At 63.0% G+C, this 15,915-nt stretch carries 15 protein-coding genes and 1 riboswitch; of the genes, 11 read left to right on the top strand and 4 right to left on the bottom strand.

Annotated features, from left to right (window positions below; genetic code table 11):
• Positions 1-43 precede the first annotated feature (43 nt).
• Positions 44-802 carry a MerR family transcriptional regulator gene (locus AOT87_RS26225; RefSeq protein WP_057964626.1) on the top strand — a complete coding sequence of 253 codons (759 nt, stop codon included), beginning with the start codon at positions 44-46 and terminating at the stop codon, positions 800-802.
• Positions 803-807: 5 nt separating this feature from the next.
• Here the strand turns inward: AOT87_RS26225 and AOT87_RS26220 are convergent, their stop codons facing one another.
• From AOT87_RS26220 to AOT87_RS26215, 3 genes are all read right to left on the bottom strand, one after another.
• Positions 808-1,008, bottom strand: coding sequence for a hypothetical protein (locus tag AOT87_RS26220; RefSeq protein ID WP_030097550.1), 201 nt, complete (start codon positions 1,006-1,008; stop codon positions 808-810).
• A gap of 20 nt (positions 1,009-1,028) precedes the next feature.
• Positions 1,029-1,184, bottom strand: coding sequence for a DUF6131 family protein (locus tag AOT87_RS28550; protein ID WP_044105428.1), 156 nt, complete (start codon positions 1,182-1,184; stop codon positions 1,029-1,031).
• Between the two features lie 74 nt (positions 1,185-1,258).
• Positions 1,259-2,674, bottom strand: a complete 1,416-nt coding sequence (locus AOT87_RS26215) for an NAD(P)/FAD-dependent oxidoreductase (RefSeq protein WP_057967589.1) — start codon at positions 2,672-2,674, stop codon at positions 1,259-1,261.
• Positions 2,675-2,874: 200 nt separating this feature from the next.
• Here AOT87_RS26215 and AOT87_RS26210 point away from each other — a divergent pair, with 200 nt between their 5' ends.
• The gene (locus AOT87_RS26210; RefSeq protein WP_057967588.1) at positions 2,875-3,075 is read left to right on the top strand and encodes a hypothetical protein; all 201 of its coding nucleotides are present in this window, start codon (positions 2,875-2,877) and stop codon (positions 3,073-3,075) included.
• A gap of 4 nt (positions 3,076-3,079) precedes the next feature.
• Here the strand turns inward: AOT87_RS26210 and AOT87_RS26205 are convergent, their stop codons facing one another.
• Entirely contained in the window at positions 3,080-3,757 is a 678-nt protein-coding gene (locus tag AOT87_RS26205; protein ID WP_057967638.1) for a TrkA family potassium uptake protein, read from the bottom strand.
• A gap of 60 nt (positions 3,758-3,817) precedes the next feature.
• Between AOT87_RS26205 and AOT87_RS26200 the strand changes: the two genes are divergently transcribed.
• The 9 genes from AOT87_RS26200 to AOT87_RS26165 all read left to right on the top strand — a co-directional run bounded on the left by AOT87_RS26200 (position 3,818) and on the right by AOT87_RS26165 (position 15,869).
• On the top strand, positions 3,818-5,314 hold the full coding sequence (locus AOT87_RS26200) for a potassium/proton antiporter (protein WP_030097547.1): 1,497 nt from the start codon (positions 3,818-3,820) through the stop codon (positions 5,312-5,314).
• A gap of 83 nt (positions 5,315-5,397) precedes the next feature.
• Positions 5,398-5,567: riboswitch (M-box (ykoK) riboswitch) on the top strand.
• A 301-nt stretch (positions 5,568-5,868) separates the two neighbouring features.
• Complete coding sequence (locus AOT87_RS26195) at positions 5,869-7,605, top strand: NRAMP family divalent metal transporter (RefSeq protein ID WP_057967587.1); 1,737 nt, start codon at positions 5,869-5,871, stop codon at positions 7,603-7,605.
• Between the two features lie 38 nt (positions 7,606-7,643).
• Positions 7,644-7,883 (top strand): WhiB family transcriptional regulator, encoded by a 240-nt coding sequence (locus AOT87_RS28145; RefSeq protein ID WP_232785744.1) that lies wholly within the window; start codon positions 7,644-7,646, stop codon positions 7,881-7,883.
• A 303-nt stretch (positions 7,884-8,186) separates the two neighbouring features.
• Positions 8,187-8,582, top strand: coding sequence for a pyridoxamine 5'-phosphate oxidase family protein (locus tag AOT87_RS29125; RefSeq protein ID WP_057967586.1), 396 nt, complete (start codon positions 8,187-8,189; stop codon positions 8,580-8,582).
• Between the two features lie 9 nt (positions 8,583-8,591).
• Positions 8,592-8,873, top strand: coding sequence for a glutaredoxin domain-containing protein (locus tag AOT87_RS26185; RefSeq protein WP_057967585.1), 282 nt, complete (start codon positions 8,592-8,594; stop codon positions 8,871-8,873).
• A 180-nt stretch (positions 8,874-9,053) separates the two neighbouring features.
• Positions 9,054-12,611: a carboxylic acid reductase gene (gene car / locus AOT87_RS26180; protein WP_057967584.1), complete on the top strand. Its 3,558-nt coding sequence runs from the start codon at positions 9,054-9,056 to the stop codon at positions 12,609-12,611.
• A 17-nt stretch (positions 12,612-12,628) separates the two neighbouring features.
• Entirely contained in the window at positions 12,629-13,069 is a 441-nt protein-coding gene (locus tag AOT87_RS26175; RefSeq protein WP_030097541.1) for a helix-turn-helix transcriptional regulator, read from the top strand.
• A gap of 10 nt (positions 13,070-13,079) precedes the next feature.
• Entirely contained in the window at positions 13,080-13,490 is a 411-nt protein-coding gene (locus AOT87_RS26170; RefSeq protein ID WP_057967637.1) for a VOC family protein, read from the top strand.
• On the top strand, positions 13,491-15,869 hold the full coding sequence (locus tag AOT87_RS26165; RefSeq protein ID WP_057967583.1) for an excinuclease ABC subunit UvrA: 2,379 nt from the start codon (positions 13,491-13,493) through the stop codon (positions 15,867-15,869). It abuts the gene before it with no gap.
• The last annotated feature ends 46 nt before the right edge of the window (positions 15,870-15,915 follow it).

Raw genomic sequence — 15,915 nt, 5'->3', positions numbered from 1 at the left:
GAATGTTGACCATGCCGCAGCGGCATAGTGTCCAGTGGGCGGTATGTCGGCAGATGCAGAAGGAGTAACGGTGGGCTGGAGTACGCGGGAGCTTGCCGAGCTCGCCGGCACCAGCCTGCGTGCTGTGCGCCATTACCACGACATCGGCCTGCTCGATGAGCCGAAACGTCGGTCGAACGGCTACAAGAGCTACGGAGTCGCACACTTGGTCAGGGTGCTGCAAATCAAACGCCTTACGGGGCTGGGTCTCTCCTTGAAGCAGATCGCGGAGATGGATGAGGCCGACGAGGATCCGCAAGAGGCATTACGGGCACTGGACGCAGAACTCGCCGCGACCATCGAACGGCTGCAACGCATCCGCGACGAGCTTGGTCAAATACTGTCCAGCAAGGTGCCGGCCGATATGCCGCCCGAATTCGGCTCCGCGGCAGTCGCTATGGAGCTCACCGATACCGACCGCTCGCTGGCATTCGTCATGTCCCGGGTGCTCGGTCCGCAAGGGCTGCAGGCTTTCATCGGGATGTTCTTGGACCAGCAAGACCGCGATCTCGACCGCGAGCTGGAAAATCTGGCGTCGGACGCCGACGAGCAGACGCGCGCCGATCTCGCGGCCCGGATGTCCTCACATGCCCGGAAGCTCTACGCCGATCACCCGGGGATGCTGAACTCGACCGCGGACGCTCCGCGCGGGCAGCAATTCGCCGAACGCACGGTGGCGCGGGCACTGTTGGACCTGTTCAACCCGGCGCAGCTCGACGTGCTGGTTCGGGTGGGTGCGGCGATCAGATCAGAGCCGGGCTGAGTGGTTCACGGGCTTGGCTGCGGGATGTTGCACTGACTGACTGTCGGATTGAGTCCCGCGTAGTTGAGCGGACCGGCGAGCACAGTCAGCGCGATGGTTCCCGCGCTGGCACAGGTTTGCGGGCTGTTGGTGAAGTATCCGCGTTGAGCGACGGCGATGGCCCCTACGATCAGCCAGACGGCGAGCAACAATCCTGCGTACCGCATGATGTACTCCTTTGCGGCTCTTAGTAGTAGTGGCGACGGCCACCGATGGCGTGCCCCATGCGGCCCGCCACCATCAGGATCAATCCGATGACGATGAGCACAACCCCGCCGGTCCACAACCATCCAATGTCGAGAAAGAAACCGGCAGCCAACAGGATGGCCCCGAGGACGATCATGGCCCTCACCTCGTTCCGTGCGGGTTCCCACGCACTACATTTTGTTTACGGTGTCAACCATACGCCGTCGCCCCTCATCGGGGGAGATGTTTGAGCGCGGTCTTCGCGGCATGTACACCGCACATGCCGTGAGCGCCTGGGCCGGGCGGTGTGGCCGCCGAGCAGAGGTACATGCCCGGTGTGCCAAGGCTGTATGGGGCGAGCCCGACGCGGGGGCCGAATACCAGCTGCCGAATGTCCTTGGCGCCGGTCATGATGTCTCCGCCCACGTAGTTGGCGTTGTACACCGACATCTCCGTGGTGGAGCGCACCGCCAGACCGACGACCCGTTCGCGAAACCCGGGCGCGAATCGTTCGATCTGCCCGATGATCGCCTCGGTGGCGTCTCCGGTGTAACCGAATGGCACGTGCGCGTAGGTCCACAACGGGTGGATATTGCCGGAGGAGCGCTGCGGGTCGGCCAGATACTGTTGGCCGACAAGGACGAAGGGACGCTCGGGCATGGCGCCTGCGTGGATCTGCCGCTCGGTTGAGGCTACCTCGGCGTAGTTCCCGCCGAGGTGCACAGTGCCTGCCCGTCGGGCGGCGAGTGCGGTCCACGGCACGCCGCCCTCGATCGCGAAATCGACCTTGAAGGCGCCGGGCCCGTGCCGGAAACGCGTGAACGCTCGGGCGGCTCGCCGGGGCAGCCGATCACCGAGAATCTTTGCTACAGAGCGTGGTTCAAGGTCGAAGAGCGTGAGATCGGCGGCGGGTAGTTGCGCGGCGTCATCGATGCGAACGCCCGTGTGCACCTGTGCGCCCAGGTCTCTGAGCGTTGTGATCATGGCGTCGACGAGAGAACCGGTGCCGCCGGAGACGACGGGCCAGCCGTAGTGGTGGCCGGCCGTCATGATTCCGAGACCCACCGCAGCAGTCATGGGGTAGTGCAATGGCCGGAAGGCATGCGCGGCGACGCCGCCGTACAGTGCGCGAGCCGGTTCAGTGCGGAGCAGTTGTGCAATGGCTGAGGCGGGCAGGGCGGCGGGTATTCCGAATCGCGCCATCTGGACCGGGTGGCTGGGCATCCGCAGCAATGGCGCGGTGATGTCTTCCACGAGGGTGCCGAAATGCCGCGAGGGAGAGCCGAACAACGCACGCCAACGGTTGCCGTCCCGCCCCATCTGTGCGGCGGTGTCCTCGACTGACCGGAGCAGCACGCCCGCCGAGCCGTCATCGAGGGGGTGAACACAGTCGATCTCGGGCAGCAGCCAATGCACACCATGGCGAGCCAGATCCAGGCTGGTTAAGAACGGGGACCCGATGGCCATCGGGTGCACGGCCGCACAGTGGTCATGGATGAGCCCAGGGTGGAGCATCTCCGAGGAGCGGCACCCGCCCCCGGGTTCATCAGTGGCTTCCAACACAGTGACAGAGATCCCCGCGCGGGCGAGGGTAATTGCTGCGGCTAGCCCATTGGGTCCGCTGCCGACTACGGTCGCGGTGCTCATCGAGCTACCAGGAGGTCGGTCCAAACACTGCGAGATACGCAGGTGATCAACGAATTACAGACGACCTGCACCGTGACATCCACCTCCGTAGGGTCTGTCATCCGAGTCTACAAACTCGGTTGCGGAGCCCTTGGCTGGCCGTCGTCGACGTCAATTTCGGCAGTTGACGAAACTGTAAACGTAGTGCAAATTTTGTCCCTGTGGCGGTACTCGGTAGGCAGGCAGGGATCGGCGAGCTTGTGGAACAGCTTCATGGGCGGCATCCGAATCTGACTCGCGACATCGTCGAGGCGGTGGTTAGGGCCGAGCACTCCCGCTTCGATGACAGCCCGCTGCGTGACTACGTTCCACTGCTGGTGGAGCGGCGGGCGCGCGAGGAACTGGCCCTGCTCAGCGTGTAGACATCTATCTGTCGGGTGACACCGCAGCTCCATGGATTGCTGCGCGAACCGCGGCCTCTACCGCACTGTTGGCGATAAAGAGCATCTCGTCCCCGGCCTCCAAGATGTCCTCTGGTTTGGGTACAACAACGGTTCCATTCCGAATCACGGTGACCAGTGCAGTGTTTGGCGGCAAGTCCAGGTTGGCTACGCGCTGTCCCACCAACGGATTGTCTTCCGGCAGGGTGAGTTTTGTCAGTTCCGCGCTGCCCTCACGCAACCCCATGAGGCGGACCAGATGGCCGATGTCGATCGCGCCCTCGATACTCGCCACCATGGCGCCGGGCGTGGAGACCGCCACATCGATGCCCCAGTTCGGGCCGAACAGCGACTGATTGCGGATGTCGTTGATGCGGGCCACGACCCTGGGCACACCGAACTCGGTCTTGGCCAGCAGGCCCATGACCAGATTTGCCTTGTCGTCACCGGTGGCGGCGACAACCACGTCACAGGTCTCGATCCCTGCTTCTTCGAGAGTCTCCAGCTCGCAGGCATCGGCGTTGAGCCAGTCGGCCCCGGGCACCGCGTGCGGATCGAAGTTGCTGCGCTCGCGTTCGATCAGCAGGATCTTGTGGCCGTAGTCGAGCAGCTCGCGGGCAACGGAACGGCCGACCTTGCCGGCGCCGGCAACAGCGACTCGCATCTTCCGTTCCACCATCCCGCTATCGTGCCCTATTAATCAGAGTCGACCGACGGGAATGACGTGAGCCTGCACGAGCTGTACCTGGCCTTGCTTATCGGTGGGCTTGTGCTGCTCGCCAGCATTGTCGGCACTCGGGTGGCTACGCGTATCGGGTTCCCCAGCCTTTTGTTCTTTCTTTTGGTGGGTGTGGTGCTCGGCGAAGACGGGCTCGGGCTTGACTTCGACAACGTGGAACTGGCCCGGAATGTGTGCACCGCGGCACTGGCGGTCATTCTCGTCGAGGGTGGTTTGACCACGCGGTTTTCCGACATTCGTAAGGTGCTCGCACCCGCCGGTGCGCTGGCCACCGTCGGGGTGGTGATCAGCACGGTGGTAACCGCCGTCGGTGCGCACGTGTTGTTGCGTATGGACTGGCAGTTGGCATTGCTGTTGGGCGCCATCGTGTCCTCCACCGATGCCGCGGCCGTGTTCTCCGTTCTGAGGGTGCTGCCGCTGCCGCGCCGGCTCGCGGGTCTGCTGGAGGCGGAGTCCGGATTCAACGACGCTCCCGCCGTGATTCTGGTCTTGATGTTCAGCATCGTGCCCTTCGTATTCGAGCCGAAGAGTGCCGTTGTTCAGATCGTGTATGAACTCCTGGCCGGTTCTGCGATCGGTTTGGTGTGTGGGTTTGTTGGGGCGATCGCACTGCGCCGCGTTGCGCTGCCCGCGTCGGGTTTGTACCCGATCGCGACATTCGGTATCGGTCTGGTCGCGTTCGCGGCCTCTGGCAGCGTGCACGCCAGCGGATTCATCGCCGCCTATCTGGCCGCCGTGGTGCTGGCCAATTCCGGTCTACCGCACCGGTCTGCTACCCGATCGTTCGCAGAGGGGCTCGGTTGGCTGGCGCAGATAGGTCTTTTCGTGCTGCTGGGCTTGCTGGTCAATCCCAGTGAGTTGTGGGGCGACCTGGTTCCGGCAATCGTCGTCGGGCTCGTGCTGCTGCTGGTGGCCCGGCCGCTGTCTGTGGTGGGATCACTTGTCGGTTTCGGAATCCCCTGGCGCGAGCAGGCCTTTCTGTCCTGGGCAGGTTTGCGCGGTGCGGTGCCCGTCGTTCTTGCCACCTTCCCGATCGTGGAGGGCGTGCCGAACAGTTACCGTCTGCTGAATATCGTGTTCGTTCTGGTGGTGGTTTTCACCCTGGTGCAGGGGCCAAGCTTGCGGCCCGTCGCGCGTCTGCTCGGCCTGATCACTCGCGAAGCCACCCGTGAAATCCAAGTCGAGGCAGCACCTTTGGATGTGCTGGACGCCGAGCTGCTTACCATGAAGGTGCAGTCGGATTCCCGGTTGCGCAATGTCACCATCCTCGAATTGCGATTACCCGATCCGGCTGTCGTCACCCTGATCATCAGGCAGGGCAACACCTTCGTTCCGCTGCCGGACACCAGGATCGAATCGGACGATGAATTGATGATCGTCACCACCAGCAAGGCGCGAGCGTTGACCGAGTCACGACTGCGTGCGGTGAGTCGGCGCGGCAAGCTCGCGTACTGGTTCGACGAGTACGGGGACCTCGGTTGATTGCGACGCATACCGTCAAGAAATTGTGGGGTATTAGGGTTTGCGTTGACGCACAGCAGCACTCGGGCATACAGTAACGCGCGTCAGCACCTCGCTAGGCGAGGCTCCTGCACGAACACAGGCCACTGATCCGACGACGTCGAGAGACGCCCAGGGTTAGGACAGATCTCCCCGGCCTAAGGGGTGATCCGAGGTGGCTTCCCGTTGGGGATTACGTCGTGCAGTGCCGAAGCTCTGACGAGAGAGGTGGTCGGCCCGCTCATTGGCGGGCGCTCTCTCCTGTCTGGGCGCCTTTGACGTGCGTTGACATGAAGATATTGCGGCACAGCCGCTCTGGCAGCGAGGAGGTGAGGGACGACATGCAGTCCGGCGATAGTCCGTATCCCAGTCCGGGTCGGCAACCTGGCCTAGACCAGCACATACACGTGTTCCCAGCCTTCCGCTGCGGTACCGCTCACGCCTGACCTGTCGCGAAAAACACTGCGCCAGGCTTGATTTGCCGTGCGCGGAAATCGTCCGCAGTGGACCGAACCCTGAGAAGGGCGGCATCTGCTATGGCATTTTTCAACGGCGTTTCCCGCCGATACGACGACGGCACCCAAGCGCCCACCAGCGCCGTCATGGATAGCGCGCATGTCGGCGACATCGTCGGCGCCCTGGGCACCATCGGGCAGCATGAGAGCACCGAGGGCCGCAGTAAGCGGCAGCGATTCCGGATGTTGTTGGCAGTCTTGGGCCCCGGCCTCATCGTGATGGTCGGCGACAACGACGCGGGCGGCGTCGCCACGTACGCCCAGGCCGGACAGAACTACGGCATGGCATTGATATGGACGTTGGCCCTGCTGATTCCCGTTCTCTACGTGAATCAGGAGATGGTGGTCCGGCTCGGTGCGGTCGCGGGGGTGGGGCATGCGCGGCTTATCTTCACCAGGTTCGGACGGTTCTGGGGTGCGTTCAGCGTCGGCGACCTGTTTGTGGTGAACGCGCTGACGATCGTGACCGAATTCATCGGGGTGGCGATGGCGTTGAGCTACTTCGGACTTCCCCGGTGGATCTCGGTGCCGCTGGCTGCCGTGTTGTTGTTCGCGGTGATCGCCGGAGGATCGTTCCGGCGCTGGGAGCGATTCCTGTTCGCGCTCATCGCACTCAATGTGGTGATGATTCCGATGGTGGTCTTGGTTCGGCCCACGCTGGCCGAAACGGCCTCCGGATTCGTTCCGTCATTTCCAGGCGGGTTGAACGCCGAACTGCTGATGTTGATCGTTGCGATCGTGGGTACCACGGTGGCACCGTGGCAGCTGTTCTTCCAGCAGTCCAACATCGTGGACAAGCGTTTGACACCGCGCTGGATCCGTTACGAGCGAATCGATCTGGCGATCGGAATCGTCGTGGTGATGGTCGGCGCCATGTGCATCATGGGAGCTGCCGCATTCGGCCTGGCGGGTACCGACGCTGTCGGGAATTTCACTGACGCGGGTGCCGTCGCGCGGCTGCTGCACGAGCATGTGAGCCCTACGGTGGGTGCGCTCTTCGCCCTCTTGCTGCTGGATGCCTCGCTCATCGGCGCCAACGCGGTGGGTTTGGCCACCACCTATGCGCTGGGCGATACCTTCGGCAAGCGCCACTCGCTGCACTGGAAGCTCAGCGAGGCACCCGCCTTCTACCTGGGCTATGGTGCGTTGCTCGCGGTAGCCGCGGCGGTGTCGTTCAGCCCGGATCCGGTGCTGGGTGTCCTCACTCAGGGGGTGCAGGCACTTGCCGGCGTGTTGCTGCCCTCGGCGACGGTGTTCTTGGTGCTGCTGTGCAACGACAAGGCGGTCCTGGGGCCGTGGGTCAACAACGTGCGCCAGAACATCGTTGCGGGAGTGATCGTTTGGTCATTGGTACTGCTGTCGTTGTCGCTGACCGCGGTGACATTCTTCCCGGACCTGACGACCCAACAGCTCACGATGTTCTTTGGGGCCGGAGTCGTTGCCGGAGTCGTTGGTGGACTGGTGATTTACGCGATGCAGAAGCAGGCCGAGCGTGCTGGCGCTCGTGTCACGGCCAGCGATCTCGGGGGACTGGATCCCGCGGAGATCTGGGACCTCGAGTCCGCGCCGCGTGATCGGGTACTGCGGCGGGAAGTCCTGCGGCAGGAGCGTGAAACCTGGCGCACCCCAGCGCTGGACACGCTGGAACGCCCAACGTGGTCGCCGCTGCGTACCGCGGGAATGGTGGCTCTCCGTGGCTACCTCGTGCTGGCCGTGGTGCTGGTCGGTGTCAAAGTCGCGCAGACGATCGTGGGGTAGCGGAAATGAAGTGGCTTGAGTGGGCGCGCTGCCGTGGCATGTCGACCGATCTGTTCTTCTCGCCGGATAACGAACGGGGAAGGGCCCGAAACCTGAGGGAGGCACGCGCCAAACAGATCTGCCGGAATTGCCCGGTGCGGGACCCGTGCGGTAGGTACGCCATCGCGGCGGGCGAATCTTTCGGGGTGTGGGGAGCGACCACCCCACGGGAACGGCGCGACCGGAGCGGGGTGCCGCCGCGGAAGCGAGCACTAGACGTAGTTAGTCATTCCGAATAATATAGTTAGGTGACCCGAAATCATGAGATGGATCTGGGGCCCCGACACGCGTCTTGGTGTGAGACGGTTGCGATAGCTCAAGCAATCGCTCAGGGAGACAAGGTTTCCGCGGCGGGTATCTTACGGACCAGCCAGCGCCCGCTCGTGGTGTCCGAGGGTCTGCTGCACCTGCTCTCGGTGCTGATGCGCACGGCTCCGGTCGGTGATACGAGGCGACTACTCGACACCGCCCGGACCTGCACACCACCGCCGCCTATTCCGAATCTCGTTCCAGTACAACCACTCCAGGAGGTCACGCCCACTATGCCCACGCTCACCGATGAGATGAAGCGGATGCTCGGTTCCCAGCTGGCGATTCTTGCGACCGTGACCGACGGCACGACCCCCAACATCGGACCCAAACGCTCCCTGCGGGTCCGGGACGAGCATTCGCTGATTTTCAACGAGAACACCGGTGGGCAGACTTTGGCCAATATTCATGCGGGATCGAAGGTCTCGGTCGCGGTGATCGATCGCGAAGCGTTGGACGGCTACCGGTTTGTCGGTTCGGCCCACGTTCACGAGTCGGGGCCTGCGTTCGACGATGCCGTCGCGTTCGCGCAGGAGCGCGGTCTGAAGTACCCGCGCTGTGCCGTCGTCATCGCGATCGACGACATCTACACGCTCAAGCCAGGTGTCACTGCGGGGAAGCGCGTGTAGACATGGATCATGACGAAGCCCATTTCAGCGTCTGACGAGGTTGTCCTGTACTGGCGACCGGGCTGTCCCTACTGCATCAAACTTCGGGCGGAACTGCGCTTCAGCGGACTTCGCTACACGCAGGTCAACATCTGGGAGTCCGCGGAGGCGGCGGCCTACGTGCGTTCCGTCGCGAACGGCAACGAGACGGTGCCGACTGTCGACGTCGCGGGGCATGCCGTGGTGAACCCCTCACGGCGGCAGCTGCTGGCCTTGGTGCGAGAGCATGCACCACAGGCGTTGCGAGAGTGACGCTCCTCACCCCGCGGTGACATCCGTGCTGGACCGCTCGGCCTGGACCAGCATGAATGCCCGCTCGGTGGGAGGGGAGAGCCGTACGCTCACAGGGAATAGTTAGCGTAGGTATGTACTTTTCTTCTGTAGGCGTAACCGCCCCCCACGTACTTACATCGACTACTGAGGTGTCTAGGCATGACTGAAACGATTTCCACACCCGCCGCAACCACGACGCCCGGCCTCGCCGATCAGCAAGAGCTCGAACGACGTGTCGCGCAGGTCGTGTCCAACGACCCGCAGCTACAGGCCCTCCTGCCCGATGACACAGTGTCCGACGCGGTCAACGAACCCGGCCTGACGCTCATCGAGCTGATCCGGCGGCTGCTGGAGGGCTATGGGGATCGCCCGGCTCTCGGGCAGCGCGCCGTCGAATTGGTGACCGACGAGCACGGTGTGACCACCGTGGCGCTGAAGACCGAGTTCGTCACGACCTCCTACCGTGAGCTGTGGAATCGTGCCGAGGCCATCGCCGCCGCCTGGTACGCACAAGGAATTCGTGACGGTGACTTCGTCGCACAGCTCGGATTTACCAGCACGGACTTCGCCTCATTGGACGTCGCGGGGCTACGTCTGGGCACCGTCTCGGTGCCGTTGCAGACCGGCGCATCCGTGCAGCAGCGCAACGCGATCCTCGAAGAGACGCAGCCCACGGTGTTCGCCGCCAGCGTCGAGTACCTCGAGGCCGCGGTGGAATCCGTGCTCGCGACGCCGTCCGTGCAACTGTTGTCGGTGTTCGACTACCACCCGGAGGCGGATGCCCATCGTGCGGCACTGAGCGCCGTGCGTGACCGGCTGGAGACGGCCGGGCGGACGATCACCATCGATTCGTTGGGTGATGCCATCGCCCGTGGCCGTGAGCTGCCCGCAGCGCCACAGCCCAGCGAAGATCCCGACGCGCTGCGCCTGCTTATCTACACCTCCGGTAGCACCGGTACCCCCAAGGGGGCGATGTACCCGCAGTGGCTGGTGGCCAACCTGTGGCAGAAGAAGTGGCTCACCACAACGGTGATCCCATCCGTGGGCGTCAATTTCATGCCGATGAGCCACCTCGCGGGCCGCCTTACTCTGATGGGCACCCTCTCCGGCGGCGGTACGGCCTACTACATCGCGTCCAGCGACCTGTCGACGTTCTTCGAGGACATCGCGCTCATCCGTCCCACCGAGGTGCTGTTTGTGCCGCGGGTGGTGGAGATGGTCTTCCAGCGGTACCAGGCCGAGCTGGATCGTTCACTCGCACCCGGCGAAAGCAATACCGAAATCGCCGAACAGATCAAGGTGCGCATCCGCGAGGAAGATTTCGGTGGGCGTGTGCTCAACGCCGGATCTGGTTCTGCGCCACTGTCTCCCGAGATGAATGACTTCATGGAGTCGTTGCTGCAGGTAGCGATGCTCGACGGCTACGGTTCCACCGAGGCCGGTGCAGTGTGGCGTGACGGTGTCTTGCAGCGCCCTCCGGTCACCGAGTACAAGCTTGTTGATGTTCCCGAACTTGGTTACTTCACAACGGATTCCCCGCATCCGCGGGGTGAGCTGCGCATCAAGTCGGAGACCATGTTCCCCGGCTACTACAAGCGCCCCGAAACCACAGCGGATGTCTTCGACGAAGACGGCTTCTACATGACCGGCGACGTGGTCGCCGAGTTGGGACCGGACCACCTCAAGTACCTAGACCGCGTCAAGAACGTGCTCAAGCTCGCTCAGGGTGAGTTTGTCGCGGTGTCCAAGCTGGAGGCCGCCTATACCGGTAGCCCGCTGGTTCGGCAGATCTTCGTGTACGGCAACAGCGAGCGTTCGTACCTGCTGGCAGTTGTCGTGCCCACTCCGGAAGCCCTTGAACGATATGCGGATTCGCCGGATGCGCTCAAGCCGGTAATCCAGGATTCACTGCAGCAGGTCGCCAAGAGTGCGGAGCTACAGTCCTATGAAATCCCCCGGGACTTCATCGTTGAGACCGTGCCGTTCACGGTCGAGTCCGGATTGCTATCGGATGCCCGCAAGCTGTTGCGCCCCAAGCTGAAGGAGCACTACGGCGAACGACTGGAGGCGCTGTACGCCGACCTGGCCGAAAGTCAGAACGAGCGTCTGCGCGAGCTGGCGCGGGAGGCGGCGGGCCGTCCGGTGCTCGATACCGTGACCGATGCCGCTGCGGCCCTGTTGGGGGCGTCAGCGGCAGACCTGGGCCCTGATGTCCGGTTCATTGACCTCGGCGGTGACTCGCTTTCGGCGCTGTCGTACTCCGAATTGCTGCGCGACATCTTCGAGGTGGACGTTCCGGTCGGTGTCATCAACAGCGTCGCCAATGATCTCGCTGCCATCGCCCGGCACATCGAGGCACAGCGCACTGGTGCCGCGACGCAGCCGACGTTCGCATCGGTCCACGGCAGAGATGCCACGGTTATCAATGCAGCCGAACTCACCCTCGAAAAGTTCATCGACGAGTCGGTGTTGAAGGTGGCCAAGGAAATTCAACCACCTACCGCGGACGTGAAGACCGTATTGGTGACGGGCGGCAATGGCTGGCTAGGACGCTGGCTGGTACTGGACTGGCTCGAACGGCTGGTTCCCGCCGGAGGAAAGGTATACGCACTCATCCGCGGTACCGACGCCGCGGCCGCCCGCGCGCGCCTCGATGCCGTCTATGAGTCGGGAGACCCGAAGCTGTCGGCGCACTACCGTCAGCTCGCGGAGCAGGGCCTCGAAGTGATCGCCGGTGACTTCGGTGACCAGAACCTGGGTCTGTCCCAGGATATTTGGCAGAAGCTGGCCGGAGATGTCGATCTGATTGTCCATTCCGGTGCATTGGTCAACCATGTGCTGCCGTACAGCCAGCTGTTCGGCCCCAATGTGGCGGGCACCGCCGAGATCATCAAGTTGGCGATCTCCGAACGGCTCAAGCCGGTCACTTATCTGTCGACGGTCGGCATCGCCGATCAGATCCCGGTGACGCAGTTCGAGGAAGACTCCGATGTCAGGGAGATGTCGGCGCAGAGGCAGATCAACGATGGCTACGCCAACGGGTACGGCAATTCGAAATGGGCCGGCGAGGTGCTGCTACGTGAGGCCCATGACCTGGCGGGGCTGCCGGTGCGGGTGTTCCGGTCCGACATGATCCTGGCCCACAGCGAGTACCACGGTCAGCTCAATGTCACCGACGTGTTCACGCGAACCATCCAGAGTTTGTTGCTCACCGGCGTCGCGCCGGGCAGCTTCTACGAATTGGATGCCGAAGGCAATCGGCAGCGCGCCCATTACGACGGCGTCCCAGGTGATTTCACGGCTGCTTCCATCACCGCGATCGGCGGTGTGAACGTGACGGACGGTTACCACAGCTTCGATGTGTTCAACCCCCACCACGACGGCGTCTCGATGGATACCTTCGTGGATTGGCTCATCGAGGCCGGGTACAAGATCGCCCGCATTGACGACTACGGCCAGTGGCTGGCGCGGTTCGAGACAGCCCTCAAGGGGTTGCCCGAGCAACAGCGCCAGCAGTCCGTGCTACCGCTGCTCAAGATGTACCAGAATCCGCAGTCGGCGATCGACGGAAGTGCGCTGCCGACAGCCGAATTCAGCGGAGCGGTGCGAGAGGCGAAGGTCGGCGGCCTGGACCAGACACCAGGTGAGATTCCGCATGTCACCAAGGAGCTGATCCTCAAGTACGCCGACGATATCAGTCTGCTGGGTCTGATCTAGCCGATAGAGTCCCGCCTGTGACCCATGCAGGCGAGGAGCAGCGCCTGCGCGACCTCGCGCGTCTTCGCCGGGTACGCGACCGGATCGACCGCGAGTACGCGCAGCCGCTGAACGTCGAAGAACTGGCTCGCGATGCTCATATGTCCGCAGGGCACCTGAGCCGCCAGTTCAAGAGCGCTTACGGGGAGTCGCCGTACTCCTACCTCATGACCCGACGGATCGAGCGGGCCATGATGCTGCTGCGGCGGGGAGACATGAGTGTCACCGACGTCTGCTTCGCGGTCGGTGGCTCATCGCTCGGCACTTTCAGCACGCGTTTCGCCGAACTGGTCGGGGTTCCGCCCAGTGTGTACCGAGAGCGCTCTGCAGAGCACGTCGCAGGAATCCCGGCGTGCGTCGCCAAGCACGTCACCAGACCGATCAGGAATCAAGAAGCCACCACGGCGCGGCGCAGCTAGCGTGACCGGCATGGACATCACGATCAATGCGAGCTTCCTGCCACACACCGACCCGGAGGCCTCGCTGGCCTTCTATCGTGACGCGCTCGGGTTCGAGGTCCGCAAGGACGTCGGATATGAAGGCATGCGGTGGATCACCGTCGGTCCGGTGGGGCGTCCCGATATGAACATCGTGTTGACACCCCCTGCTGCAGACCCGGGAATCACTGAGGAAGAGCGCCGGACCGTCTGCGAGATGATGGCCAAGGGCACGTACGCGAGCATCATGCTGGCCACCGATGACCTGGCCGGGCTTTTCGAACGTGTGCAGGCGACCGGCGCCGAAGTCATGCAGGAGCCCATCGATCAGCCCTGGGGTTCCCGAGACTGTGCCTTCCGTGATCCCGCAGGCTGCACCGTCCGCATCCAGGAGCTGCCCTGAATGGCCCAGAGCGCCAAAACGACCGCCCACCATCCGGCCGATAGTCACGATCTGATCCGCGTGCACGGCGCACGGGTCAACAACCTGAAAGACATCAGCGTCGAGCTACCCAAGCGCCGGCTCACGGTGTTCACCGGTGTCTCCGGCTCAGGGAAGAGTTCGTTGGTGTTCGGCACCGTGGCCGCCGAATCGCAACGCCTGATCAACGAGACCTACAGCGCGTTCGTGCAGGGATTCATGCCATCCCTCGCGCGACCAGATGTCGATGTGCTCGACGGGCTGACGACGGCGATCATCGTCGATCAGGAACGCATGGGCTCGGACCCGCGATCCACGGTGGGTACCGCAACCGATGCCAACGCGATGCTACGTATCCTCTTCAGCCGGCTCGGCAAGCCGCATATCGGTTCGGCACAGGCATTCTCGTTCAACGTTGCCTCGATAAGCGGTGCGGGAGCGGTAACCGTTCAACGTGGCTCACAGCCCACCAAGGAGCGTCGAGAGTTCAGCATCACCGGAGGTATGTGCCCACGATGCGAAGGGCGGGGTTCGATCAACGATATCGATCTCACCGCACTCTATGACGACAGCAAGTCGCTCAACGAGGGCGCACTGACCATTCCCGGTTACAGCATGGACGGGTGGTACGGGCGCATCTATCGCGGTTGCGGGTTCCTGGACCCCGACAAGCCGATTCGCAAGTACACCAAAAAGGAACTGCATGATTTGCTGCACAAGGAGGCGACCAAGCTCAAGGTTGATGGTGTCAACCTGACATATCTCGGATTGATTCCGCAGATCCAGAAGTCGTACTTGTCCAAGGACATTGAGTCCATGCAGCCGCACGTACGCACGTTTGTGGAGCGGATTGCCACCTTCACCACCTGTCCAGACTGCGACGGAACCCGGCTTTCTGTGCTCGCCCGCTCGTCGAAGATCAAAGGCAAGAACATCGCCGAGGTGTGCGCGATGCAGATCAGCGACCTGGCCGAGTGGGTGAGTGCTCTGGAAGAACCTTCGGCTGCCCCGCTGCTGGAAAAACTAAGGCATTCATTGGACTCGTTCGTACAGATCGGTCTCGGCTACCTATCCCTGGATCGGCCCGCCGGAACGCTATCCGGTGGAGAAGCTCAGCGCACCAAGATGATTCGCCACCTCGGCTCCTCGCTTACCGACATCACCTATGTGTTCGACGAGCCGACCGTAGGCCTGCATCCGCATGACATCCAGCGGATGAACAGTCTGCTGCTGCAGTTGCGCGACAAGGGCAACACCGTGCTGGTGGTGGAGCATAAACCTGAGACCATCCACATCGCGGACCATGTCGTCGATTTGGGACCCGGTGCGGGTGCCCGCGGTGGGACTGTGTGCTTCGAGGGCACGGTGGCGCAGCTGCGAACCAGCGGCACCATTACCGGGAGACACCTCGATGACCGTGCCACGCTGAAGGACTCCGTGCGGAGGCCGAACTCCTGCTTGGAAATTCGAGGCGCCAGCACCCATAACCTGCAGAAGATAGACCTCGATATCCCTCTCGGTGTGCTGGTGGTCATCACCGGCGTCGCGGGCTCGGGCAAGAGCTCGCTGATCGACGGATCGGTGGCCAAGCTCGATGAAGTGATCACTGTGGACCAGACACCGATCCGGGGCTCACGGCGCAGCAACCCGGCGACCTACACCGGCCTGCTGGAGCCAATCCGTAAGGCATTCGCCAAAGCTAACGGGGTGAAGCCGGCCCTGTTCAGTGCGAACTCGGAAGGGGCATGCCCCCATTGCAACGGCGCGGGTGTCATCTACACCGATCTGGGTGTGATGGCGACTGTGGAGACCACATGCGATGTGTGCGAAGGCAAGCGGTTCGACACCGCGGTGCTGAACTATCACTTCGGTAGTCGCGATATCAGTCAGGTGCTGGCACTGTCGGTCGCGGACGCACAGACGTTCTTCGGGGAAGGCGACGCCAAACTTCCAGCAGCCCACAAGATTTTGACCAGCCTGAATGAGGTCGGCCTGGGCTATCTCAGCCTTGGTCAGCCGCTCACCACGCTCTCCGGTGGAGAGCGGCAGCGCCTCAAGCTGGCCACACACATGGGCGCGGCAGAGGGTGTCTATGTCCTGGACGAGCCGACCACGGGCCTACATCTTGCCGACGTCGAGCAGCTCCTCGGCTTGTTGGACGGGCTGGTGGATTCCGGGAAGTCCGTGATTGTCATCGAGCACCATCAGGCGGTGATGGCACATGCCGACTGGATCATCGACCTGGGCCCGGGTGCCGGTCACGACGGAGGCCGCGTGGTCTTCGAAGGTACTCCCGAAGATCTTGTTGGTGCACGGTCGACGCTGACAGGCAAGCACCTCGCCGACTATGTGGGCGCCTAGCGATACCGGGCGCGCCTGGATCGTCGACCTTCCACTACGTCTGTCG

Origin of the sequence: Mycobacteroides sp. H003, assembly GCF_001440135.1 — a bacterium.
GTDB classification, from domain to species: Bacteria; Actinomycetota; Actinomycetes; order Mycobacteriales; family Mycobacteriaceae; genus Mycobacterium; species Mycobacterium gwanakae.
The sequence above is the reverse complement of the archived record's forward strand: the minus strand, read 5'-3'. Positions and strand labels throughout refer to the sequence as shown.

What these genes read in the sequence shown, in the direction of transcription:
- AOT87_RS26225 (WP_057964626.1), top strand. Translation starts at nt 44, where the DNA reads ATGTCGGCAGATGCAGAAGGAGTAACGGTGGGCTGGAGTACGCGGGAG.
- car (WP_057967584.1), top strand. Translation starts at nt 9,054, where the DNA reads ATGACTGAAACGATTTCCACACCCGCCGCAACCACGACGCCCGGCCTC.
- AOT87_RS26220 (WP_030097550.1), bottom strand. Translation starts at nt 1,008, where the DNA reads ATGCGGTACGCAGGATTGTTGCTCGCCGTCTGGCTGATCGTAGGGGCC.
- AOT87_RS26170 (WP_057967637.1), top strand. Translation starts at nt 13,080, where the DNA reads ATGGACATCACGATCAATGCGAGCTTCCTGCCACACACCGACCCGGAG.
- AOT87_RS29125 (WP_057967586.1), top strand. Translation starts at nt 8,187, where the DNA reads ATGCCCACGCTCACCGATGAGATGAAGCGGATGCTCGGTTCCCAGCTG.
- AOT87_RS26195 (WP_057967587.1), top strand. Translation starts at nt 5,869, where the DNA reads ATGGCATTTTTCAACGGCGTTTCCCGCCGATACGACGACGGCACCCAA.
- AOT87_RS26185 (WP_057967585.1), top strand. Translation starts at nt 8,592, where the DNA reads ATGACGAAGCCCATTTCAGCGTCTGACGAGGTTGTCCTGTACTGGCGA.
- AOT87_RS26165 (WP_057967583.1), top strand. Translation starts at nt 13,491, where the DNA reads ATGGCCCAGAGCGCCAAAACGACCGCCCACCATCCGGCCGATAGTCAC.
- AOT87_RS28550 (WP_044105428.1), bottom strand. Translation starts at nt 1,184, where the DNA reads ATGATCGTCCTCGGGGCCATCCTGTTGGCTGCCGGTTTCTTTCTCGAC.
- AOT87_RS28145 (WP_232785744.1), top strand. Translation starts at nt 7,644, where the DNA reads ATGTCGACCGATCTGTTCTTCTCGCCGGATAACGAACGGGGAAGGGCC.
- AOT87_RS26215 (WP_057967589.1), bottom strand. Translation starts at nt 2,674, where the DNA reads ATGAGCACCGCGACCGTAGTCGGCAGCGGACCCAATGGGCTAGCCGCA.
- AOT87_RS26205 (WP_057967638.1), bottom strand. Translation starts at nt 3,757, where the DNA reads ATGCGAGTCGCTGTTGCCGGCGCCGGCAAGGTCGGCCGTTCCGTTGCC.